The organism is Bradyrhizobium sp. RDI18 (assembly GCF_043203335.1).
Lineage (GTDB): Bacteria > Pseudomonadota > Alphaproteobacteria > Rhizobiales > Xanthobacteraceae > Bradyrhizobium > Bradyrhizobium retamae.
On sequence record NZ_JBICRN010000008.1, the window covers coordinates 6,139,693 to 6,159,719 of the forward strand.

Sequence of the window (20,027 nt, forward strand, 5' to 3'; positions counted from 1 at the left end):
GCGTGCGGCCATGACGGCGCAGGCAAATGACATGAGCGGGCAATCGCCTGAGATCGACACAGCGAAAATCAGTGCGGCCGTCGCGCAGGCGACGCCGATGGCGCCGGCCGGCGACACGCCGCTGCTCCGCATCGAAGGCGTATCGAAGAAATTCGGCAGTTTCCACGCGGTGGACCGGCTCTCGCTCGACATCAAGGCAGGCGAGTTCTTTGCGCTATTGGGCCCGAGCGGTTGCGGCAAAACCACGCTGCTCAGGATGCTTGCCGGTTTCGAGACTCGGACGAGGGCCGCATCCTGCTTGGTGGCCGCGATATCGCACCGGTGCTGCCGCATGAGCGGCCCGTCAACATGATGTTCCAGAACTACGCGCTGTTTCCGCATCTCTCGGTCTGGGACAACATCGCGTTCGGCCTGAAGCGCGCCGGGATGGCGCGCGCCGCCATCGATACCCGCGTGGGCGAGATGGTCGCGCTGGTCAAGCTCGATGGGCTAGAGAAGCGCAGGCCGGATCAGCTTTCGGGCGGCCAGAAGCAGCGGGTGGCGCTGGCGCGCTCGCTGGCGCGGCGACCCAAGGTCCTGCTGCTTGACGAGCCGTTGGCGGCGCTCGACAAGAAGCTGCGTGAAAGCACGCAGCTCGAATTGATGGAACTGCAGCGTCGCCTCGGCATGACCTTCATTGTCGTCACCCACGACCAGGAAGAGGCGATGACGATGGCGAACCGGATCGGCGTCATGGATGCCGGCCGGCTCGAACAGGTGGCCACCCCGCGCGATCTCTACGAGGCGCCCGCCTCGCGCTGGGTCGCCCAGTTCGTCGGCGACGTCAATGTGTTCGACGGCGAGGTCACCTCGCAGGAAGGCCATCGCCTGACGATTGCGACCCGCGACGGCGGGACTATCGTGGTCGCCGAGCCGCGCGATCTCGCCGGCAAGACGGTGGTTTCAGTCGCGATACGCCCCGAGAAGGTCAGGCTGTCGCGCCGCGGCCCGGCACTGGATGCGGGCACCTTGCAGGCAATCAACCGGTTGGAAGGCGTTGTTGCCGATGTCAGCTATCTCGGCGGCTCGACCGTCTACAAGATCAAGCTCGATTCCGGCGCGGTGGTACGCTCGTCGATCGCCAATACTGCGCGGCTTGATATCGACACGTTGAGCGCCGGCCAGCGCGTGGTGGCGTGGTTCACGCCCGACGATTGCGTGGTGCTGGAGCGATGAGCGCGCGCCGCATCTTCGCGCGGCCGGCGCGGTATGCCGCCATCGCGCCCTATCTGTGGATGGTGCTGTTCTTCCTGGTGCCGTTCGGCTTCGTGCTGAAGATCAGCCTGTCGCAGACCGCGATCGCGCAGCCGCCCTATGTGCCCGTGTTCGATTTCTCCGAAGGATGGAGCGCGATCAACGCGGCCTTCGCACAGTTATCCTTCGATAATTTCAGGCTGCTGATCTCGGACAGTCTCTACATCAGCTCCTATTTGCGCAGCGTCGTTGTTGCCGTAACCTCGACATTGATCCTGCTATTGATTGGCTATCCGATCGCCTATGGCATGGCGCGGCTGCCGCAGCGCTGGCAGCCGATCGCGATGATGCTGGTGATCGTGCCGTTCTGGACCTCGTTCCTGATCCGCATCTATGCATGGATCAATATTTTGCAGCATGACGGGCTGCTCAATAAAACTCTGCTCGCGCTGCATCTGGTCTCGTCGCCGGTGGTGTGGCTGTCGACTGACAGCGCGATGTATCTCGGCATCGTCTATTCCTATCTGCCGTTCATGATCCTGCCGCTGTACGCGACGCTTTCGAAGATGGACCCCTCGCTCTTGGAAGCCGCAAGCGATCTCGGCTCTTCGCCGCTTCAGGCGTTCTGGCTGGTGACGTTCCCGCTATCCTTGCCGGGGGTCGGCGCCGGCGCGCTGCTGTGCTTCATCCCTATCATCGGCGAATTCGTGATCCCCGATCTTCTCGCCGGCTCCGGTTCCATGATGATCGGCCAGACGCTGTGGCTCGAATTCTTTACCAACAAGGACTGGCCGGTCGCCGCCGCCGCCGCGGTCGCCTTGCTGGTGCTGCTGGTGCCGCCGCTGTTGCTCTACGACCGGCTGCAGCGCCGCACGTTGGAGGGTGCGAAGTGATGGCGCGCCGTGTCGGCAGGATATCGCCATTCAATATCACCGCGCTCGCGCTGGGGATGGCGTTCCTGTATCTGCCGATCGTGATTCTTGTCATCTATTCCTTCAACGCCTCGCGGCTGGTCACGGTGTGGGGCGGCTGGTCGCTGCGCTGGTATCATGAATTCTTCAACGACCGCGCCATGCTGGATGCGGCATGGATGAGCCTTCGCGTTGCCGCGGTATCGGCCACGATCGCAACGTTGCTCGGCACGCTCGCGGCAGTCGGGCTGGTTCGCGGCGAACGCTTCAGGGGGCGGACGCTGTTTTCCGGCATGCTCTACGCGCCGCTGGTGATGCCCGAGGTGATCTCAGGGCTGTCGTTGCTGCTGCTGTTCGTGGCACTCAACGCCGAGCGCGGCTTCTGGACCGTGACGATCGCGCACACCACGCTGACGATGTGCTTCGTCACCGTGGTGGTGCAGTCGCGCCTTGCCTCGCTCGACCGCAGCCTGGAAGAGGCCGCGATGGATCTCGGCTGCGATCCGGTGCAGGCGTTTGTTCGGGTGACGCTACCGCTGATCCTGCCTGCCATTGCCGCAGGCTGGATGCTCGCCTTCACGCTCTCGCTCGACGACGTCGTGATCGCAAGTTTCACCACCGGGCCCGGCTCGGCAACGCTGCCGATCCGGATCTATTCTGAGGTGCGGCTGGGGGTAAAGCCGGAGATCAACGCGATCTGCACGATGGTGATCGCGCTGATCGCGGTGCTGATCGTGATCGCCTCGCTCGCCTCGAAACTTTCGAGTTCGGAGGCTAAGAGCGCGGCGCCGCTGTAGTCACGACTTCACCGCGCCCGCCGTCAGCCCGCCCACCATATACCGCCTGAACGCGTAATAGATCGCGGCCGGCGGCAGCGCGTAGATGAAGCCGGTGGTCATCAGCAATTCCCACGGCGAGTCGTCCGCGGCCAGGAAGTTGCCGAGCGCGACGGGGAGCGTGATCTCGGTATCCCTCGACAGCAGCAGGAACGCGTAGAGATATTCGTTCCAGGCGAGCAGGATCGCGTAGGTGCCGATCGCAACCAGCGAGGGCATCATCAGCGGCACATACACTAGCCGGAATAGCTGCAGCGTGGTGGCGCCGTCCATGGTGGCGGCTTCATCCAGTTCGACCGGCAACTTGTCGGACGCCTGTTTCAGAACCCAAATCGCGTAAGGGGAGGCGATCGTCACCATCGCGAGAATCAGCGACCAGTGATTGTTGAGGAGCCCGTAATTGCCCATGGTACGGTACATCGGCACGGCGAGGAACGCCGCCGGGATGAAATAGGTGAACAGCGCCAGATTCATCACCCAGCGCCCGCCGGGGACGCGCAGCCGCGAGATCGAGAACGCCGCGGCGGTCGCGATCAACAGCGTCAGCGCGCCGGCGGACAGCGCGATCACCACCGAATTGAAGAACTGGATCCAGAAATCGCGCAGGAAGTAGTGCTCCTGGTAGAACACGATCTTGAAATTGTTCAGCGTCGGATGTGCGGGCCACAGCTTGCCCGAAAACGCGTCTTCCTTCGGTGAGATCGCGAACAGGAACATGTGATAGATCGGCACCAGCGTCCAGATCAGCACGGGGATGCCGATCAGAAGCAGTTTCGCCTCGTTGCCGATTTCTCTCAGAGAGGGCAGCTTCATCGCGACAACCGTTTCATCATGAAATAGACCAGCGGCAGCACGAACGGCAGCGCGCAGACGATGGATGCCATCGCTAGCGAGAGTTGGTCGAGCCGGAGATAGCGGATGCCGAGCGTGGCGAGCACATGGGTGAGGTCGGCGGGGCCGCCGCCGGTGAGCAGATACACGCTGTTGAAGTCGCCCAGCGTCCAGATCATCGAGAGCAGCGTACAGGTGATGTAGAGCGTCTGCATCGACGGCCAGGTGATGTAGCGGAATTTCTGCGACCAACTCGCGCCGTCGACCTCGGCGGCTTCGTAGAGATCGTGCGAGATCGCAAGGCGCCCGGTCATCAGGATCAGCGTCCAGAACGGCAGCGATTTCCAGATGTGCACGCCGATCGCCATGGCGAGGGCGACGCTCGGGTCGTTCAGCCAGTTCGGGCCGTCCTCGGCGGTGAACTTGAAGATCAGTTGGTTGATAACGCCCCATTCCGGATTGAGCATGAAGCGCACGGAGAGAATTGTCGGGATCGACGGCACCGCCCAGGGCAGGATGAACAGCACCGACAGCCATTTGATCCAGGTACGCTGCTGGGCGAAGAAGCCGGACAGGAACAGCGCGATCGCCATTTTCAGATTGATGCCGACCAGGAGGAAGATGAGCGTATTGACGGCGGCGCGCGCGAAGATCGGGTCGTGATAGAGCGCGACATAGCTCGCCGGATGCCGCGCCAGCCACAGCCCGTAGCCGACCGGGTAGACCACGAAGGCCAGGAACACCAGCAGATAGGGGGCGAGCATCACGATGCCCCAGACCTGCGGCGTCGTCAGCCGGGCCGATAGCGGTGGGCTTGGAATTGCCTGATCGCCCGAAAGCGTGATTGCCATACGTTTACTCTTAAGGGGAGATGCCGGTCGTCGCTACGCCGTCGTCCCTGCGAACGCAGGGACCCATAACCACAGGCCGTTGTTGTTGCGCAAGATCGTCCACCAGCATTTTTCAAAACGGCCGCCGCGGCGTATGGGTCCCTGCGTTCGCAGGGACGACGGACATACTTCCGCGGCGGCCGGCTTCGTTTACGTCAACCCGCGACCTGCTTGAGGCGAGCGATCAGTTCGTCGACGGCCTTGTCGACCGGCACCTTCTCGCTCACCACGCGGTTCATCGCCTTGGCCCAGACGTTCTCGTTGTTCAAGATCGTGAACTTCCAGTTCTTGGTGAAGTCGAATGGCGTAGTGCCGCCCGTGAACTGGTTGTACACCGCCTTGCGATGCCGGTCAGCCTGCCAGAACGGGCTCTGCTGGCTGGCCGTCGTTACCGGGAACCAGCGGCCGAGCGCGCCTTCGATATAGGGCCGCACGTTCTCCTCCTGCAGCAGGAACTTGATGAACTCCTTGCCCTCCGCCTTGTTCTTGGCGACCGTGAACATCAGGCCGGTCTTGACGTCGGAGCGATACTTGATCGGCGTGCCGTCCGGCTTGTTGGGGAAGGATGAGGTGATGATGGTCTCATCGTAGTTCTTCTTGCCGAGCGCGCGCTGCTCCGGCGTCAGCGCCGGGTTGTTGGCGTCGTCGAGCCATTTCGCCGCGATCGAGATCGTGAAGTTGTGCGTCATCACGATCGTCTTGTTGTGGAAGGCGACGTTGTTGTCCGGATCCTTCCAGGTGGTGGAGGAGGGCGGCGTGCAGCCCTTGATGTAGGTGTCGGTGTAGTCCTTCATCGCCTTGATCAGGTTTTCCCGCACCTTGGGATCGTCGACCAGGAGCTTGCCGTCGTCATCGACCAGCTTGACGTTGTAGGCGTCCATGAAGGTGTAGAACGACTGGAACGAGTCGGTGGATTCCACACCCATCGGCTGGCCGACGGCATAGACGCGCTGACCGGTGGCCTTGCGGCTGGCGGCCTGCACCTTGTTGCACCAGAACGACCAGTAGTCTTCCCATTTGGTCGGGATGTCGCTTTCCTTGAAGCCGGCCTGTTCCAGCATGTCCTTCCAGATCTGGACGTGCATGCTCTGCTGCTTCAGCGGAAAACCGTAGTAGCCCTTCTTCTTTGTCTGGTCGTTATAGAGAAAGGTGGTTTCCAGCGTGTTGGGCGCGAACGCCGACTTCATCGGCAGCAGAATGTCGCCGAGATCCTCGAGCTTGCCCTCGAACGCCCACTTGCCCTGCGCCTGCACATCATAGCTGTCGGAATAGGCGACGTCAGGCACAGTGCCCGAATCCAGCGCCGCCACTGTCTTCGGGATCATGTCCTGAATGGCGTATTGCGACAGTTCGACCTTGATGCCGGTCTTGGCCTCGAATTTCTTGATCGCCTCTAAGAGCGCATCGTCCTCGGACTTGTAAAAGCCCTTGCCGAACCAGACCGTGATGGTCTTCTGCTGGGCGAGCGCGGGCGCCGTGGCGTAAAACAGGCCGACGGCTGCGACCGCGAGCGAAACTGATCTCCTGGATATCACATTGTTCTCCCTGAAAACGCCGGCTTGTTAACCGGTTGGATAAAAGACTTAGCGCATGCGCGTGGGCTGATCCAGATGGAGGCCGGTAAACTTCTGTAGGGGGATATTGGGGGCGCAAATGCGGCAAAAAGGTCTGCAGACGCCTGGGTGTTTGGTTCAATCATTTTGGTTCAATCATTTTGCATCCTCGGATGCCGAAAGAGCATGGCTGACCGACGGTTTGGCGCAGTGCCACTCGGATCGACGAGGCTGGCTGGTTTCAGCAGCGAGTAGCGCGCATGAGCGCAGCGATATGCGCGAGATGATGAACGTCGATGCCAATTGCCAGCGCATTTCAGAAAAACCCGATCTGCGGTTTGGCGATCATCAGCCACATTATGATCGCCACCGCAGTGAACGCCGGAATGCCAAACGCGAACCATAGCCAAAAAATCCGGTGATATTCTTGCGGCAGCGGCTTGCCCTCTGCCGCTGCGATCACGGCGAGGTCGCGCAGGCGCATTTGCATCCACACCACCGGCAGCCACAGCGCGCCGGTGATGACGTACAGCACGATCGACCAGACGATCCATCCGTCCCAGAACGAATAGCCGACGTTCAGCACGAGCAGCGTGCCGGTGATGGGCTGGACGACGACCGCGGTCGCCGTGAAGATGAAGTCGGCAATCACGACGATGCGGGCGACGCCTGCGATCACGGCCGGCTTGCCGCCGAGGTGAGCCGCCAGCATGAAAAAGGCGATGCCCGCGCCCGTGCCGAGCAGCACGGCTGCGCCGACGACATGGAGATATTTGAGGACGAAATACAGCATCACCGGTCCTCGAGCACGGCCAGCGCCGCGAAATGCAACACGATGATCGGCCAGATCTTCAGCATCGGCCCCAGCGGATCGGCCCAGAGCCGCGGCACCAGGATGGTGCCGATGATCGCGTAGGCGAAGGAAATCGCGATGGCCGCATAGAGGCCGTAGCGGCTGGTCGGCCTGTAGGCGATCGCAAGTCCAATGACCAGATCGGCCAGGGCGCCCGCGATGATCGTCACCGCCGCTGCCGTCCCTTCCACGCCGCCTTCGCCCAGCAGGCCCATGCCATAACCCCAGCCTGGCCCCAGCGAGACAAATGCGGTCGAGAGCCAGAACAGGGATAGAACGACAAAGATCGCGGGCTTGACCAGGTACATGCCGGCAAACCAGCGTTCCTGCACGGAAGCCGGTTCAGAGGCGAAGAATTCCGGAAGGCTTTTCGGATGCAGCCCGAGCCGCTGCATGTGTTCGAGATTGCCGATGGCGCCGCGCCCGATCTCCCGTTCGGCGGTGCTGCGTACGGGCGGCCGCCAGCCGAGGTACGAAACCATGTCGCCGAATTTGTACATGAGGCTTGAAGCGAATTGCGGCAGGTGAATCTCCCGTGCCGGCGGCCAGCGGCACCAGCGGCGGATCAGCGCGACGACCGCGCCGAAGGAATAGCGATGCGGGCCGACCAGCTCGACAATCTGCCGCGCGGGCGCGGCCGGGTCGAGAAAATGCTCCACGGTCCGTACCACGTCCTCCAGCAGGACGATCTGGAGTTGTCCAGTGTTCGGCATCACGGGAATGGCGGGCAGCGCCGCCAGACCTCGCATCAGCGCGCTGGCGCCATAGGCCGCGCGGCCGATCACCACGGAAGGCCGCACGATGACCCAATCGAGATCGCGCTCCATCAGCGCTTTGTCGCCGGCCAATTTGGATCGGGAAAAATCGCTCGGGGTTTCGCGGTCGACGCCGATGGCGGAAAAATGGATGACGCGACGGATCTGGAGCTGCTCGCAAGCGGCAAAGAGATTTGCGATGCCGTGATGATGCACCATTGACGTGGAATCGCCGGGGCTGTCCTGAAGTATGCCTGCGCAATTCACGACCGCCTCGATGCCATCGAGATGCGGCAGCCAGTATGCGGGCGACTTCGCCTCGGAGATATCCACCCGGGCAGCTCCAGTGCCCGGATGGCCGCCGCTTCTGCTCATTGAAACGACGGAATGACCACGCGAGAACAGGTGAGCCACGATTGCCGATCCGATCAGTCCGGTCCCTCCTACAACGGCAATCTTCATGACCGGCTCCGCGCCGAGAAGTCACGCCTGCTTCCGCGAACGCACGCCCCGAACGAACGAATTCCTGCACGCCTGCACGCGGCACCGCGTGACGGCTTTCCTTCATTCAGGGATAAGCACGCAGCGAAGAGCAATGTTCCTGGATCAGACCGGGCTTAGGTCGGTTTTGGATTGAAGTTGGCGCATCGGTTTGGGCTGTGCGGCGCTCCGTGTCCCTTCGCTCCGGTCAGTGGACCGGGCAGGCGGCTCAGAACGAATTCGCCAATTCGATCTCCGCCTTCAGCGCGGCAATCCGCCGCTCGGCTTCCCTGGCCGTCAGGTTGGGCTGATAGGCCTCGGCGCTGAGCGTGCGCAGCGTCGCCAATTGGCGCGGCGTCATCGGCGCATCCACCTGGTCCGATAGCCGGGACATCTGAAACCCCAAAGAATCTTCGATTCGATCCGAACTCTTAATTTGAAATTTGTTCTTTATTTGTTCTTATGGGGTTCTACCGCAGCGAGGTGGCCCATGGACAACAAATTGAATGAAATTCGCAGAAAAATCAGGTTCTTACGCTCGGAGATGCTGAGCGCGGAGGATAACATCCGCAAACAGCTCAACCGCGATGAGGACTGTTCGGAAGCAGCAATGCGTCTGATGGCCATGCGGGTCACCATGGTCGGCCTCATCGGCGAGCGGAACCGGCTCGGCGGCGAAGAGCGGCTGCTCAATGTCGATGAGCGGCTGAAGCTCGATGTCCGTGCGGTCAGCAGGAAGCCTGCGATCGGGGCGTCAGAGCGTTTTCCGGCGAAATGCGAACCGGTTCGCGGCAAGAAAACGCGTCAAATAAAAAATCCAGAGCCCCGTTCCGATTCAATCGGGACGGAGAAGGCTCGAGGCCGCCGTGAGCGATGATGCCATTCGGGCCCTGCGCCGGCAGATTGCCGAACTGGATCAGCTTGCTCGTCAGCTCAATCAATCCGGCCTGGATAACGCGCGGGCGCAGCTCCTGCTCGCGCGCAAGCGGGCGGAGTTGGAAGATTTCATCAACAGAGGCCGGCGATGTCAGGACCGCTCAGATGGTACGACCCCAATGCAGATAACCCGCCGTGGCTAAAAGCCCTGGCGGAGGTTCGGATCCGGGCGACGCGGGAAGGATGGTGCCATGCCCATGTCCAGGCGATCGTTGTCGCCATCGATCAATATGCCGAGGCGGCGCTGGGCAATCGGGATTACTTCCTCAACAGGCCGCATAGCATCGGTGGCCGCAGCAACAACATTCCCTGAAGATCGCTTTCAGTAGCCCGCCGAGCCAACGGTTCGCGCCAACGATTTCGGAAAGTGGCCTGTGATCTGATGGAAGCATAGAAAGCTGCCATTTGCAGGCACTTCCTACACCCTCGTCGGTAAATCCCTTGACGAATTATAGCTGTAGTACTATAAAGAAGGTCGAATGAATGAACACCCAAAGGCCCACGATATGGATCGGATCGTCCCGAGACGACCTAAGGGCTTTCCCAGACGAGGTTCGCCGCGTCATGGGATTTGCGATCGATGATGCACAGAACGGTGAGGAGCATCCTCGTGCCAAGGCCTTGAAGGGTTTCGGCGGCCGAAGTGTGCTGGAAGTGGTCGATGATGAAGATGGCGATACTTACCGAGCCGTCTACACCGTTCGCTTTGCTGCAGTGGTCTATATCCTTCACGCCTTCCAAAAGAAGTCGAAGAAGGGGAGTGAGACGCCGAAGCGCGACATCGAGATAATCAAGGCGCGGCTCAAGGTGGCCGAGGCCCATTACCAGGAACATTATGGGAAGGGAGCAAAGAAATGAGCAGCGAAAAAAAGGTGACCGTAGGCAGCGGTAACGTTTTTGCTGACCTTGGCTTTGCCAATCCTGAAGAAGAACTTCTTAAGGCGAAACTCATCCGCGAAATTCGGGCGATCATCAGACGTCGAAAACTTACTCAGGCCAAGGCTGCCGTTGTGCTTGGACTTAAGCAACCGGACGTTTCTGCTCTTGTAACTGGCCGCGTCGGTAAATTCTCGATCGACCGTTTGGTTCGTTGCTTGGGGCGGTTGGATTACAAAGTAGACGTCGTTGTACGCCACAAGCCGCCGCGTCGAGTCTCTTCGCGCGCGGTTGCCGCCTGAGACGGCTTTCGCAGCACTGCCAAGTGACTCGCATGAGCGCAGCGCCAGGCGGGATTTCAGAACACGTCTCGGACGCTGAGCCCGTCATCGGGCGCGCGTTCGCGCGCCCCGTTGGCTACGCTGGCTCAGATAGAAAGTTCTATACTGGTCTAATTTGCCTTTGCCGCTCCGGCCGGTGCGTTGGCCGGTGCGTCCGCCGCCGCCTCCGGCACCGCCTGCCGCGATCCTCCACCGGTAAACCGCTCGATCACCGAGCGCACCGCATCGCGCGTCTTGCGATCCTTCACGGCATCGAGCAGGGGCGCTGCGCCCGGCGAGCGGCGGATCAGGCTCTCCGGATCGGGAAATACCAGCGGATCATCCCACGGGCCCTGCACGACGAAGGGCAGTTCGAAGCCCTTATCGCCGGCGCCGGCCGACGTCAGGCTGGCGATGCCCTTGAGGTCGTATTCGCGTGATGGCACCGAAGCGGTGCCGGTCAGCGTCAGGCGTGTGGTCGGTCCGTTGACGCGGATATCTTCGACGGTGGCGATGCCGTCGTTGAAGTGCACCGAAACGGTGAGGTTGTCGTAGGGTGTCGTGCCGGAGCGGAAATTGCCGCCGCCGGATAGCGGCCGCCGCTCCAGCCGTTTCAGGAGCTGCTCGACATTGAAGCCGGCGATCGCGCCGTCATGACCGGTGAGCGTGGCGGTGCCGTCGAGCGAGGAGGCGAGCCCGAACGGGCTCGAGCCGGAGGCGATGAGCGAAATGTTGAGATTGCCGCGGCCGGACAGCTTGTTGGTGCCGAACAATTCGCTGGCACAGGCCTGCAGGTCGACGTCGGTGAACTGGAGCTGCGCTTTGACGTCGGCCACCGTGTCGGAACGCGCGATCCCGAACGAGCCCTTGGCAATGCCGCCATACATCTGCGCCTCGCCGACCGAGAGCGCCAGCGCGCCGCCGCGCAGATTGGCGCCAATGGCAGTGCGGCCGAGTTTGGTCCCGCCGACCGTCACCCTCGCCGCCGACAGGCGCATGTCAAGGTCGGTGGCAGAGAGCGAGGTGAGGTCGAACAATTGCCGGTTCCAGTCGCGCGCGCCGCTCGCAAGCAGACGGACGGTCGAGATATAGGGCGTGAAATCCAGGTTGCCCGCGGCGAGCGTCGCCTGCAGCGTCTGGCGGCCGTTATTGGCAACCGTCATCACGCCCTCGGCGACGTTGCCGTCGAGTTCGACATTCACATTCGTCAGCGCAACCGAGGCGCCGACGACATTGGCGCGTGCCCTCAGCGCGAAGCGGCCGAACCCGCCGCTGCCGGGCACCGGCTGTCCCATCCAGCGCAACGCATTGCGCAGCGACACGCTGTCGACCGTCACCGTGCCGTCCATCATCAGGCTGGTGCGGTTGGCCAACGAGCCGTCGAAGGCGAGTTTCAGGGGCGCGCTGACCAGCCGCGCCTTCAGACCCGAGCGGTCGCCCGAGAGCATCGCGACGAAGTCGCTGGCCGAGATCGAGCCGTCGACGCGTTCGCCGCGCCAGTCGAATTGTCCGGTCGCCGCGAACGAGCGCGAGATCGACGGCCAGGCCAGCGAGAGATCGATGTCACCGAGCTGTTCGGTGACACGGTTGGCGGCATCCTCGTATTTGAGCACACCGTCCTGAATCCTGATTTCCGAGAACGACACCTGGTTTTCGGCGCCGGGCTTCATCGTGCGCGCGATGCGTTCGACGAACGGCGTCCAGTTGCTCTGGCCGCCGGCCTCTCTGACCACGCGGATATGCGGCCGCAACATCATGACGTCTGCGATTTCGAAGCGGCGCAGCAGCAATGGCAGCAGGCGCAGATTTGCGGTCAAAACATCGACCTGCAGCGCAGGGTCGGTGGTGCCGCCGCCCTTCAGCCCGACATTGTGGAACGAGACATGGCTGCCAGGAAACACCGATACGTCGATCGCGCCGGTGACGACCAGATCGAGCCCGGTGACGGCGCGGATCTGCGCCTCGACCGCCTGTCGCAACGCGTCGCGGTTGATGAACCAGGAGGTTCCGATCAGGGCGAGCACGGCCACGCCGAACAGCGCCGCAACCGGCATCCCGAGGCGCTTCATTCCTTGGGCCATCGTTAATGACATATCCGGATCTGGTTAAACCGAACTCGGGTTGCTGCTGCTTACAGGGTCTTATGTTGATTAGCGCAGGTGGCTCGCTGGTAAGCTTGTGCCAACCCACGCAACTTGAAGGGCTTTCTTGACGCTTTCAAGGCCGACAACGCCGGTTCCTGGTGAGAAAACAGGCCTTTACAGCCCGCTCAGCCCAAAGCCCGTACGATTCCGGATGTGACCAGAAGTCCCTGGATGGCGGGCTTTAGAATTCCATGACAGCCTTGGGCCGGCTTGCTAGTATTTCCTTATTGCACATTGTGAATGCTTATTGGGGGGTCATTAAATGTCCTCGCATATTTATTCTCTCCTGCTGCGTTTTAAGCCGGCCAACCTCCTTGCAATTCAAGCCGCTATGTCAAGATGCGTCGTCGTGACGGCGATGCTTGCGGCAACCGCGCCGGCGGCGCAGGCGCTCAGCATCGAAGCCGCCCGGGAAAACTGCCGGATGACGGTCGGCAGGCCCTTCGTTCAGGCCTGTATGCGAGCCTCCGGCGGAGCGGGAAACGTCGAAGCGTGCCGGGCCAAGGCCACGCCGTCAGTCCGCGCCTGCGTGATGGCCGCGCTCGATAAGGCCAATGGCCGCGCCAATGTCGCGGTCGCCATTCCGACCGAAGCCGCACCGAAAGTTGCGCCCGGCAGCGCGCTGCCTGTCGGATTCGTCGCACCACCGCGAACGATCACCGATATCACCGCGATCCTGGACAGCGAGAAGGCCGATCTCAAGACGATCGAGGAGCTGAAGGCCGAGGCAGACGCAAAGCCGACCGGCAAGGAATCGCGCGAAGATCTCGCGCAATTCTATTTCGATCGCGGCAATGCAAGGGCGCAGCTCGGCCGGCTCGCCGATACCATAGCCGACGCCAACAAGGCCATCGAAGTCGGCCGCGGCGCGACCTCGGCCAACATGATGGGAAGGTTGATTTCGCTTGCTGCCCAACAGTACATGGCCGCCGGCGATCCCAAGAAGGCTTTTGAAACGTTTCAGCGGCTGCTTCGTGAGACATCCAACCAGAAGGGGGCCAGGGGGTACCTGATCGGTGCGAACCGCGCGATCGCCGGCATCCTGATCCAGATGGGCGATATCGCGCAGGCCGAGGCCTATCTGCGCCGCAGCCAGCCGCTGCTCCAGGAAGCGCGAACCAGCGGCCATCCGATCATGCGGTCGACCTACAATACCTACGGTCAGAACTGGGAGGCCGAAGTCGAAATCGGCCGCGCCATGCTGTTCGAAGCGCGGGGGCAATTCCGCGATGCCGAGGCCTCGTACAAGCTCGCCGAGCTGCGCAAGCGCGCTGCGATCAAGCCGATGTTGTCGGGTGCGGAGAATCCGCCTTCCGAGTCCAGCATGGTGCTCGCCGTCGATCTCAACATCCTGAACCAGGCCCGAATGAAAGCGCGGCAGGGACGCTTTGCGGAAGCCGAGGTCGATGCTCGCCGGGCGCTGCTGTCGCAGTTGAAAAACCAAGGCAAATACAGTCCCACCACGCCGCGCTTTGTCGCGGGATTGGCCGGCATTCTCGTCGAGCAGGGCCGTTACTCCGAAGCGGAGCAACTGGCCAGGGTAAGCCTAGACATTACCCGGACGGTTGGCGTCGCTGAAGATTCTCTTTCGACCGTGCAGTTGTTGTCGCAGCTCGGCAACATCTTGAATCTGCAGCGCAAGGGAGGGGATGCGATCGCGGTCTTTGCGCAGATCGACAAGGCGATCGCGAAATGGGAGCCGGCGCGGCGAGAGGCTTTCGAACTCAACGGCGGGCGCATTTACTCGCTCTATGCCTCCGGCCAAATGGAAGCCGGCATTGCCGCGGCTGAACAGCTCCTGAAGAAGCAAATTTCCCGGGTCGGCGAAAATCATCTCGATGCCGCCTCGGCGCGCGGCACGCTGGCGATCGGGTTGATGCGGGCCGGACGCGACCAGGATGCGATCCGCGAGTTCAGGACGGCGATCCCGATCCTGATGGCGTCGTCGCGCGAGAACGCCGATGACGACGACACCACGGCGGTTGCGGCGCGCAATCAGCGCCTGCAGGGCATCGTCGAGGCGTATCTGAACATGCTGGCGCGGGAGAAGAGCCCGTCCGGCGATGTCGGCGTCGAAACCTTCAGCCTAGCCGACGCCATTCGCGGCCGCTCGGTGCAGCAGGCGTTGGCGGCGTCAAGTGCGCGCGCGGCCGCCAAGGATCCGGCGCTGGCTGAACTGGTGCGGAAAGAACAGGACCTCGGCAAGCAGGTGAATGCGCAGTTGGGAACGCTCACCAACGTGTTGTCGCTGCCGTCGCACGAGCGGGACGAGAAAGGCGTTCAGGCGATCAATGCTTCGATCAACGCCCTGCGCGCCGATCGCACCAAGGCGCGCCAGGAGATCAGCCAGCGCTTCCCTGTGTACGCCGACCTGGTCGCGCCAAAGCCGCCATCGGTCGAGCAGATCAAGGCGACGCTGGCCGAGGGCGAGGCGATGCTGTCGTTCTATTTCGGACAGAACAACAGCTTCGTCTGGGCGGTTCCGAAGAACGGCCCGGTCGCATTCGCTGCGATCAAGGCGAGCAGCGGCGACATCGAGAGCAAGGTTCGCAAGCTGCGCGAGGCGCTGGAGCCGCAGGCGGCAATGATCTCGGACATTCCTCCGTTCGATCTCAAGCTCGCGCATGAGCTCTATTCGCTGCTGCTGCAGCCGGTCGAGAGCGGATGGAAGCCAGCCAAGAATCTGATCCTGGTGACCAATGGCGCGCTCGGCCTGTTGCCATTGTCGCTGTTGCCAACTGCCCCGGCCGAGATCCGCGGCGACGACGATCCGCTGTTTGCAAGCTACAAGAATGTACCGTGGCTGGCGCGGACGCATGCAGTCACCACGGTGCCTTCGGCTGCGGCGCTGCGCACCTTGCGTCAACTGCCGCCCGGCAAGCCCAACCGCGGCGAACTGATCGCGTTCGGCGATCCTTACTTCAGCAAGGAACAGGAAGCCGAGGCTGACAACGCCGACAAGGTCCGGGTCGCCGATGCCTCAGGCAACACGATGCGAGGCGGTCCGCTGAAGCGGCGCAACAGCCCGAAACTCGACGGCGTCGACAGCGCCGAACTGGCGATGTTGCCGCGGCTTCCGGATACGTCGGAAGAATTGAAGTCGATCGCGCTGGCGTTGCAGGCCGATCCGTCGAAAGTTCTGAACCTCGGCAAGCAGGCCAGCGAGCAGGCGGTCAAGACGATGGATCTTGCGGGGTTCAAGGTGCTGGCATTCGCTACCCATGGCCTCGTGCCCGGCGAGCTGAACGGCCTGTCGCAGCCGGCGCTGGCGTTGTCATCGCCCACTGTCACCGGCGGCGAGGGCGATGGCCTGCTGACGATGGAGGAAATCCTTGGGCTGAAGCTCGACGCCGACTGGGTCGTGCTGTCGGCGTGCAACACCGGGACCGGAGCAGGCGCCGGCGCCGAAGCCGCATCGGGCCTCGGCCGCGCGTTTTTCTACGCCGGCACCCGCGCGCTGCTGGTGACCAACTGGTCGGTTCACTCGCAGTCGGCGCGTGAACTGGTGACCGATCTGTTCAGGCGCCAGGCGCAGGATCCCAAATTGACGCGCGGTGAAGCGCTGCGGCTGGCGATGATGGCTCTGGTGGACGGCTCCGGCTACGCTGGTGCCGACGGCAAGACCGAATTCGCCTACGCCCATCCGCTGTTTTGGGCGCCGTACACCATCATCGGCGATGGCGGCGTGAGATAATGTTGAAGGGCAGGGGGAGAATGATCGTGCGTATCTGCGGGTTGCGGCTTCTGCTGGGAAGTATTGCGATTATCGCCGCCGGAGCGATGCCGGCGAAAGCGGCGCAGGTTTTGATCACGGCCGAGGAAGCCGCGCTGCCGCCGCCGAAAGGCGCGATCGCGACCGAGCGGCGCGGAATCACGCGGGGACCCAAGGTCGATCTCCTGACCGGCGGCGGGCAGCTCCGGTCTCCGATGCGGCTTCAGCTCAAATTTGAACCCTATGGCGGGGCGAAGATCGATCCGGATTCGGTCAAGATGACCTATCTCCGGACCCCGAATGTCGATCTCACGTCGCGGGTCAAATCCTTCGTTGGACCGCGCGGGATTGATATGCCGGAGGTCGAACTGCCGGCTGGCGAGCACATGGTGCGGGTCGACATCAAGGACACCGACGGGCGTGTCGGGACTACGAGCTTCATCCTGAAGGTCGTCCCCTGAGCGCCGCCTGTCCATACTGCGCGAGGGAAAATCCACCCGAGGCGCTGGTGTGCGGCTCCTGCTCGCGGGAGATCGCGGTGCCGCAATCGCTGATGGCGGAGCGTGACGAACTGGCGCGCGAGCGCGTCACGCTGCGCCTCGAACTGGAGCGCGCGAAGAGCGAACTCGAGGCGCTCAGGCGCCGCAGAAAAAATCGGTCAGCCTGATGGAATGCCCGTTCTGCGCCGAAACGATCAAGGATGAGGCGGTCGTCTGCAAACATTGCTCGCGGGATCTGCGGATCGTACGCCCTGTCATCATCGAGATCGAGAAAATCGTCATCGAACTCGACGCCCTGCAGCGTGAACTCGATCAGACCAATGCGCGCATCGAGCGGATTCGTTCCCCCTGCGATACTACGGCGTTCATTCGCTCGCCTATGTCCTGATCCCGGTCATCCTGCTGGTGGCCGCTCACATCCTCATCACCATCATCTTGGACATTACCCCGCTCTATCTCCGGCTTGCTTCGGTGGTCATTCCGCTGCCGTTCGGCTTCCTGATTCATTCGCATCTGAAAATCGGATGGCGCGGCGCCCTTGCGGTCGGGCTTTTGACGGCGGCGATCGCCGTGACATGCATGCTCACCGTGACCGGCATCAACGACAATGTTCCGATCGTGCCCGGGCCCTGGATCGAATGGCGAGAGGTGATCGAATATACCGCCAGCATCGCGCTCGCTTTCGTGACCGGCAACATTCTCGGCTTCCTGATTGTCGACGTGCTGCCGAAAACGGTGACGCAGGGCGGCGGCAAGCCCAACCCGCTCGCCTACAAGGCTGCAGGCCTGCTCGTCGGTCGGCATGTCGGCGCGGAGCACCTGCGCCGCCGCGCTCGGATCATTCAGGACCTGATGACGGCGGCCGGGCCCACGGTGGGTGTCATGGGGACCGCGGCCGGGTCCCTGTATGCCGGTCTGAAGGGTGTTATTGGCGGCTGAGCGCATTGACGCACCGCGAAAAATTCGCCTAATAATCCCGACAATGCTGGCATTCGGCCGTTCCCTCCATCAGGTCAAACATCCATGAACAAGGTTTACCCCGACGCCAAATCGGCACTCGACGGCGTTCTCAAGGACGGCATGATGATCATGTCCGGCGGTTTCGGTCTGTGCGGTATTGCCGAGACCCTGTCGGACGCGATCCGCGATTCCGGCGTCAAGAATCTGACGGTGGTTTCCAACAATGCCGGCGTCGACGGCATCGGGCTGAGCCGGCTGCTGGAGACGCGCCAGATCAAAAAGATGATCTCGTCCTATGTCGGCGAGAACAAGCTGTTCGCGCAGCAATACCTCGCCGGCGAACTGGAACTCGAGTTCAATCCGCAGGGCACGCTGGCCGAACGCATCCGCGCCGGCGGCGCCGGCATTCCGGCGTTCTACACCAAGACCGGCGTCGGCACGTTGATCGCCGAGGGCAAGGAAGTGAAGGAGTTCGACGGCGAGAAATACATCATGGAGCGCGGCCTGTTCGCCGATCTCGCCATCGTCCACGCCTGGAAGGGCGACACCGCCGGCAACCTGATCTACCGGAAGACCGCGCGGAATTTTAACCCGATGATGGCGACCGCCGCGAAGATCACGGTGGCGGAGGTCGAGCACCTGGTTCCGGCCGGCGAACTCAATCCCGACCACATCCACACGCCCGGCATTTTCGTCAAACGCATCATCGAGGTCGGCACGGCCAAGAAGCGCATTGAGTTCCGCAACACCCGCCCGCGCCCATCGAGCGCGTCCGCGGCGGCAACGGGAGTAGAAATCTGATGGCCTGGACCCGCGAACAGATGGCGGCGCGCGCCGCGAAGGAACTGCGCGACGGCTATTACGTCAATCTCGGCATCGGCATTCCGACGCTGGTTTCGAACTACATCCCTGCAGGCATCGACGTCAGCCTGCAGAGCGAGAACGGCATGCTCGGCATGGGCCCGTTCCCCTATGAGGACGAGGTGGACGCCGATCTGATCAACGCCGGCAAGCAGACGGTCAGCGAATTGCCGTCGACCAGCTATTTCTCATCGGCCGATTCGTTCGGCATGGTGCGCGGCGGGCATATCGATCTCTCGATCCTCGGTGCGATGCAGGTGGCGCAGAACGGCGACCTCGCCAACTGGATGATCCCCGGCAAGATGGTGAAGGGCATGGGCGGCGCGATGGACCTCGTCGCCGGCGTCAAGCGCGTCGTCGTGGTGATGGAGCATTCCGCCAAGGACGGCCCGAAGCTCTTGAAGAAATGCAACCTGCCGCTGACCGGCGAGCGCGTGGTCGACATGGTGGTGACCGATCTTGCGGTCTTCACCATCGACAAGCATGGCAAGGACGGCATGGCGCTGATCGAACTCGCCGACGGCGTCACGCTGGACGAGGTGAAGGCCAAGACCGAAGCCGAGTTCCGCGTCGCGCTGAAGAACGTCTGACGTGATGGCGGGGCGGTCGCAACCTGCGATCCGTCCCGCGCGTCCCGAAGACGCAAGCTTCATTGCCCGCAATATCCTGGCGTCGCAGCGCGGCCCGTTCCCGCGCGGCTGGTTCGACATCGCGCTTGGCTGGGACGAGCCGCAATGCCTTGCGTTCGTCGAATGCATCGCGATCGCGCCAACGCAATCGTGGTGGCACATCACCCAATTCATCGTCGCTGAAGTCGAGGGTGAGCCAGCGGCATCGCTGTGCGCGCTGCCCGCTGAAGGCACCGAGGCCGCCGCGCGGGCGGCGATCCAAGAGGTGGCGACCGCGATAGGGCTGAGCGCCGCCGATCTGAAGGCAATCTTCCGGCGCGGCGCCTATGGAGCGAATTGCTGGGTGCAGGGCGGTGAGGGCGACTGGCTGATCGAGCATGTCGCCACGCTGCCGGAGTATCGCGGCCGCGGGCTGGTGCAGGCGCTGATCGGGCATGCTTTGGCTGCCGGCAAGGCCGCGGGGTTCGAGCAGGCCTCGATCTCGTTTCTGATCGGCAACGAGGCGGCAGAGCGATGTTACGCGAAGGCGGGTTTTGCATTCGCCGAAGAAAAACGCGATCCGGCGTTCGAGGCGTTGACAGGATCGCCGGGCTTCCGGCGATTTGTGCGCGGAATTTAGACGTGTGTCGTCCCTGCGAACGCAGGGACGCTGCGGCCTCTCGTTGTGACGCTGGGGCCAGTTGCCTTCGCAGCAACAATGGCCGGTGGTTATGGGTCCCTGCGTTCGCAGGAACGACGAGAGTGTTG

21 protein-coding genes and 1 pseudogene are annotated in these 20,027 nt (G+C 62.5%); 15 read left to right on the top strand and 7 right to left on the bottom strand.

The window, feature by feature from the left end; translation table 11 throughout:
• The first annotated feature begins 97 nt into the window (after positions 1 to 97).
• The 3 genes and pseudogenes from ACFXS9_RS38675 to ACFXS9_RS38685 all read left to right on the top strand — a co-directional run bounded on the left by ACFXS9_RS38675 (position 98) and on the right by ACFXS9_RS38685 (position 2,941).
• Positions 98 to 1,215: pseudogene (locus tag ACFXS9_RS38675) on the top strand (ABC transporter ATP-binding protein).
• Positions 1,212 to 2,126 (top strand): ABC transporter permease, encoded by a 915-nt coding sequence (locus ACFXS9_RS38680; protein ID WP_392698537.1) that lies wholly within the window; start codon positions 1,212 to 1,214, stop codon positions 2,124 to 2,126. Before ACFXS9_RS38675 ends, ACFXS9_RS38680 begins: the two are co-directional and overlap by 4 nt.
• Positions 2,126 to 2,941, top strand: a complete 816-nt coding sequence (locus ACFXS9_RS38685; protein ID WP_392698539.1) for an ABC transporter permease — start codon at positions 2,126 to 2,128, stop codon at positions 2,939 to 2,941. Before ACFXS9_RS38680 ends, ACFXS9_RS38685 begins: the two co-directional genes overlap by 1 nt.
• On the opposite strand, the gene ACFXS9_RS38690 is transcribed toward ACFXS9_RS38685, so the two are convergent.
• The 6 genes from ACFXS9_RS38690 to ACFXS9_RS38715 all read right to left on the bottom strand — a co-directional run bounded on the left by ACFXS9_RS38690 (position 2,942) and on the right by ACFXS9_RS38715 (position 8,736).
• Entirely contained in the window at positions 2,942 to 3,793 is an 852-nt protein-coding gene (locus ACFXS9_RS38690; protein WP_392698541.1) for a carbohydrate ABC transporter permease, read from the bottom strand. It lies immediately after the preceding gene.
• Positions 3,790 to 4,662, bottom strand: coding sequence for a carbohydrate ABC transporter permease (locus tag ACFXS9_RS38695; protein WP_213288758.1), 873 nt, complete (start codon positions 4,660 to 4,662; stop codon positions 3,790 to 3,792). Before ACFXS9_RS38695 ends, ACFXS9_RS38690 begins: the two co-directional genes overlap by 4 nt.
• A 194-nt stretch (positions 4,663 to 4,856) precedes the next feature.
• Entirely contained in the window at positions 4,857 to 6,236 is a 1,380-nt protein-coding gene (locus tag ACFXS9_RS38700; RefSeq protein WP_392698544.1) for an ABC transporter substrate-binding protein, read from the bottom strand.
• Between the two features lie 334 nt (positions 6,237 to 6,570).
• Positions 6,571 to 7,047: a DUF2269 family protein gene (locus tag ACFXS9_RS38705; protein ID WP_392698546.1), complete on the bottom strand. Its 477-nt coding sequence runs from the start codon at positions 7,045 to 7,047 to the stop codon at positions 6,571 to 6,573.
• On the bottom strand, positions 7,047 to 8,324 hold the full coding sequence (locus tag ACFXS9_RS38710; RefSeq protein ID WP_392698548.1) for an SDR family oxidoreductase: 1,278 nt from the start codon (positions 8,322 to 8,324) through the stop codon (positions 7,047 to 7,049). Before ACFXS9_RS38710 ends, ACFXS9_RS38705 begins: the two co-directional genes overlap by 1 nt.
• Positions 8,325 to 8,571: 247 nt before the next feature.
• Positions 8,572 to 8,736: a hypothetical protein gene (locus ACFXS9_RS38715; RefSeq protein ID WP_392698550.1), complete on the bottom strand. Its 165-nt coding sequence runs from the start codon at positions 8,734 to 8,736 to the stop codon at positions 8,572 to 8,574.
• A 96-nt stretch (positions 8,737 to 8,832) separates the two neighbouring features.
• Between ACFXS9_RS38715 and ACFXS9_RS38720 the strand changes: the two genes are divergently transcribed.
• The 4 genes from ACFXS9_RS38720 to ACFXS9_RS38735 all read left to right on the top strand — a co-directional run bounded on the left by ACFXS9_RS38720 (position 8,833) and on the right by ACFXS9_RS38735 (position 10,456).
• Complete coding sequence (locus ACFXS9_RS38720; RefSeq protein WP_392698552.1) at positions 8,833 to 9,219, top strand: hypothetical protein; 387 nt, start codon at positions 8,833 to 8,835, stop codon at positions 9,217 to 9,219.
• A gap of 147 nt (positions 9,220 to 9,366) precedes the next feature.
• Positions 9,367 to 9,591 carry a hypothetical protein gene (locus ACFXS9_RS38725; RefSeq protein ID WP_392698554.1) on the top strand — a complete coding sequence of 75 codons (225 nt, stop codon included), beginning with the start codon at positions 9,367 to 9,369 and terminating at the stop codon, positions 9,589 to 9,591.
• A gap of 170 nt (positions 9,592 to 9,761) precedes the next feature.
• Entirely contained in the window at positions 9,762 to 10,136 is a 375-nt protein-coding gene (locus ACFXS9_RS38730) for a type II toxin-antitoxin system RelE/ParE family toxin (protein WP_392698556.1), read from the top strand.
• Positions 10,133 to 10,456, top strand: a complete 324-nt coding sequence (locus ACFXS9_RS38735; protein WP_392698558.1) for a helix-turn-helix domain-containing protein — start codon at positions 10,133 to 10,135, stop codon at positions 10,454 to 10,456. The genes ACFXS9_RS38730 and ACFXS9_RS38735 overlap by 4 nt, the downstream gene beginning before the upstream one ends.
• A gap of 149 nt (positions 10,457 to 10,605) precedes the next feature.
• On the opposite strand, the gene ACFXS9_RS38740 is transcribed toward ACFXS9_RS38735, so the two are convergent.
• Positions 10,606 to 12,555 carry an AsmA family protein gene (locus ACFXS9_RS38740; protein ID WP_392698560.1) on the bottom strand — a complete coding sequence of 650 codons (1,950 nt, stop codon included), beginning with the start codon at positions 12,553 to 12,555 and terminating at the stop codon, positions 10,606 to 10,608.
• Between the two features lie 394 nt (positions 12,556 to 12,949).
• Between ACFXS9_RS38740 and ACFXS9_RS38745 the strand changes: the two genes are divergently transcribed.
• The 8 genes from ACFXS9_RS38745 to ACFXS9_RS38780 all read left to right on the top strand — a co-directional run bounded on the left by ACFXS9_RS38745 (position 12,950) and on the right by ACFXS9_RS38780 (position 19,899).
• Complete coding sequence (locus ACFXS9_RS38745) at positions 12,950 to 16,312, top strand: CHAT domain-containing protein (RefSeq protein ID WP_392698562.1); 3,363 nt, start codon at positions 12,950 to 12,952, stop codon at positions 16,310 to 16,312.
• A 26-nt stretch (positions 16,313 to 16,338) separates the two neighbouring features.
• The gene (locus ACFXS9_RS38750) at positions 16,339 to 16,791 is read left to right on the top strand and encodes a hypothetical protein (protein WP_392698564.1); all 453 of its coding nucleotides are present in this window, start codon (positions 16,339 to 16,341) and stop codon (positions 16,789 to 16,791) included.
• A gap of 77 nt (positions 16,792 to 16,868) precedes the next feature.
• A complete protein-coding gene (locus tag ACFXS9_RS38755; protein ID WP_392698566.1) occupies positions 16,869 to 16,997 on the top strand; it encodes a hypothetical protein in 129 nt (42 codons plus the stop codon).
• The gene (locus ACFXS9_RS38760; RefSeq protein WP_392698568.1) at positions 16,997 to 17,218 is read left to right on the top strand and encodes a hypothetical protein; all 222 of its coding nucleotides are present in this window, start codon (positions 16,997 to 16,999) and stop codon (positions 17,216 to 17,218) included. The genes ACFXS9_RS38755 and ACFXS9_RS38760 overlap by 1 nt, the downstream gene beginning before the upstream one ends.
• Before the next feature lie 17 nt (positions 17,219 to 17,235).
• A complete protein-coding gene (locus tag ACFXS9_RS38765; RefSeq protein WP_392698570.1) occupies positions 17,236 to 17,769 on the top strand; it encodes a hypothetical protein in 534 nt (177 codons plus the stop codon).
• Between the two features lie 84 nt (positions 17,770 to 17,853).
• Entirely contained in the window at positions 17,854 to 18,591 is a 738-nt protein-coding gene (locus tag ACFXS9_RS38770) for a CoA transferase subunit A (RefSeq protein ID WP_028350172.1), read from the top strand.
• The gene (locus tag ACFXS9_RS38775) at positions 18,591 to 19,241 is read left to right on the top strand and encodes a 3-oxoacid CoA-transferase subunit B (protein ID WP_057847341.1); all 651 of its coding nucleotides are present in this window, start codon (positions 18,591 to 18,593) and stop codon (positions 19,239 to 19,241) included. Before ACFXS9_RS38770 ends, ACFXS9_RS38775 begins: the two co-directional genes overlap by 1 nt.
• Before the next feature lie 4 nt (positions 19,242 to 19,245).
• Positions 19,246 to 19,899, top strand: a complete 654-nt coding sequence (locus tag ACFXS9_RS38780) for a GNAT family N-acetyltransferase (protein WP_392698572.1) — start codon at positions 19,246 to 19,248, stop codon at positions 19,897 to 19,899.
• Positions 19,900 to 20,027: the final 128 nt, after the last annotated feature.

What these genes read in the sequence shown, in the direction of transcription:
- ACFXS9_RS38680 (WP_392698537.1), top strand. Translation starts at nt 1,212, where the DNA reads ATGAGCGCGCGCCGCATCTTCGCGCGGCCGGCGCGGTATGCCGCCATC.
- ACFXS9_RS38685 (WP_392698539.1), top strand. Translation starts at nt 2,126, where the DNA reads ATGGCGCGCCGTGTCGGCAGGATATCGCCATTCAATATCACCGCGCTC.
- ACFXS9_RS38690 (WP_392698541.1), bottom strand. Translation starts at nt 3,793, where the DNA reads ATGAAGCTGCCCTCTCTGAGAGAAATCGGCAACGAGGCGAAACTGCTT.
- ACFXS9_RS38695 (WP_213288758.1), bottom strand. Translation starts at nt 4,662, where the DNA reads ATGGCAATCACGCTTTCGGGCGATCAGGCAATTCCAAGCCCACCGCTA.
- ACFXS9_RS38705 (WP_392698546.1), bottom strand. Translation starts at nt 7,047, where the DNA reads ATGCTGTATTTCGTCCTCAAATATCTCCATGTCGTCGGCGCAGCCGTG.
- ACFXS9_RS38710 (WP_392698548.1), bottom strand. Translation starts at nt 8,324, where the DNA reads ATGAAGATTGCCGTTGTAGGAGGGACCGGACTGATCGGATCGGCAATC.
- ACFXS9_RS38715 (WP_392698550.1), bottom strand. Translation starts at nt 8,736, where the DNA reads ATGTCCCGGCTATCGGACCAGGTGGATGCGCCGATGACGCCGCGCCAA.
- ACFXS9_RS38720 (WP_392698552.1), top strand. Translation starts at nt 8,833, where the DNA reads ATGGACAACAAATTGAATGAAATTCGCAGAAAAATCAGGTTCTTACGC.
- ACFXS9_RS38725 (WP_392698554.1), top strand. Translation starts at nt 9,367, where the DNA reads ATGTCAGGACCGCTCAGATGGTACGACCCCAATGCAGATAACCCGCCG.
- ACFXS9_RS38730 (WP_392698556.1), top strand. Translation starts at nt 9,762, where the DNA reads ATGAACACCCAAAGGCCCACGATATGGATCGGATCGTCCCGAGACGAC.
- ACFXS9_RS38735 (WP_392698558.1), top strand. Translation starts at nt 10,133, where the DNA reads ATGAGCAGCGAAAAAAAGGTGACCGTAGGCAGCGGTAACGTTTTTGCT.
- ACFXS9_RS38740 (WP_392698560.1), bottom strand. Translation starts at nt 12,555, where the DNA reads ATGGCCCAAGGAATGAAGCGCCTCGGGATGCCGGTTGCGGCGCTGTTC.
- ACFXS9_RS38745 (WP_392698562.1), top strand. Translation starts at nt 12,950, where the DNA reads ATGTCAAGATGCGTCGTCGTGACGGCGATGCTTGCGGCAACCGCGCCG.
- ACFXS9_RS38760 (WP_392698568.1), top strand. Translation starts at nt 16,997, where the DNA reads ATGGAATGCCCGTTCTGCGCCGAAACGATCAAGGATGAGGCGGTCGTC.
- ACFXS9_RS38770 (WP_028350172.1), top strand. Translation starts at nt 17,854, where the DNA reads ATGAACAAGGTTTACCCCGACGCCAAATCGGCACTCGACGGCGTTCTC.
- ACFXS9_RS38775 (WP_057847341.1), top strand. Translation starts at nt 18,591, where the DNA reads ATGGCCTGGACCCGCGAACAGATGGCGGCGCGCGCCGCGAAGGAACTG.
- ACFXS9_RS38780 (WP_392698572.1), top strand. Translation starts at nt 19,246, where the DNA reads ATGGCGGGGCGGTCGCAACCTGCGATCCGTCCCGCGCGTCCCGAAGAC.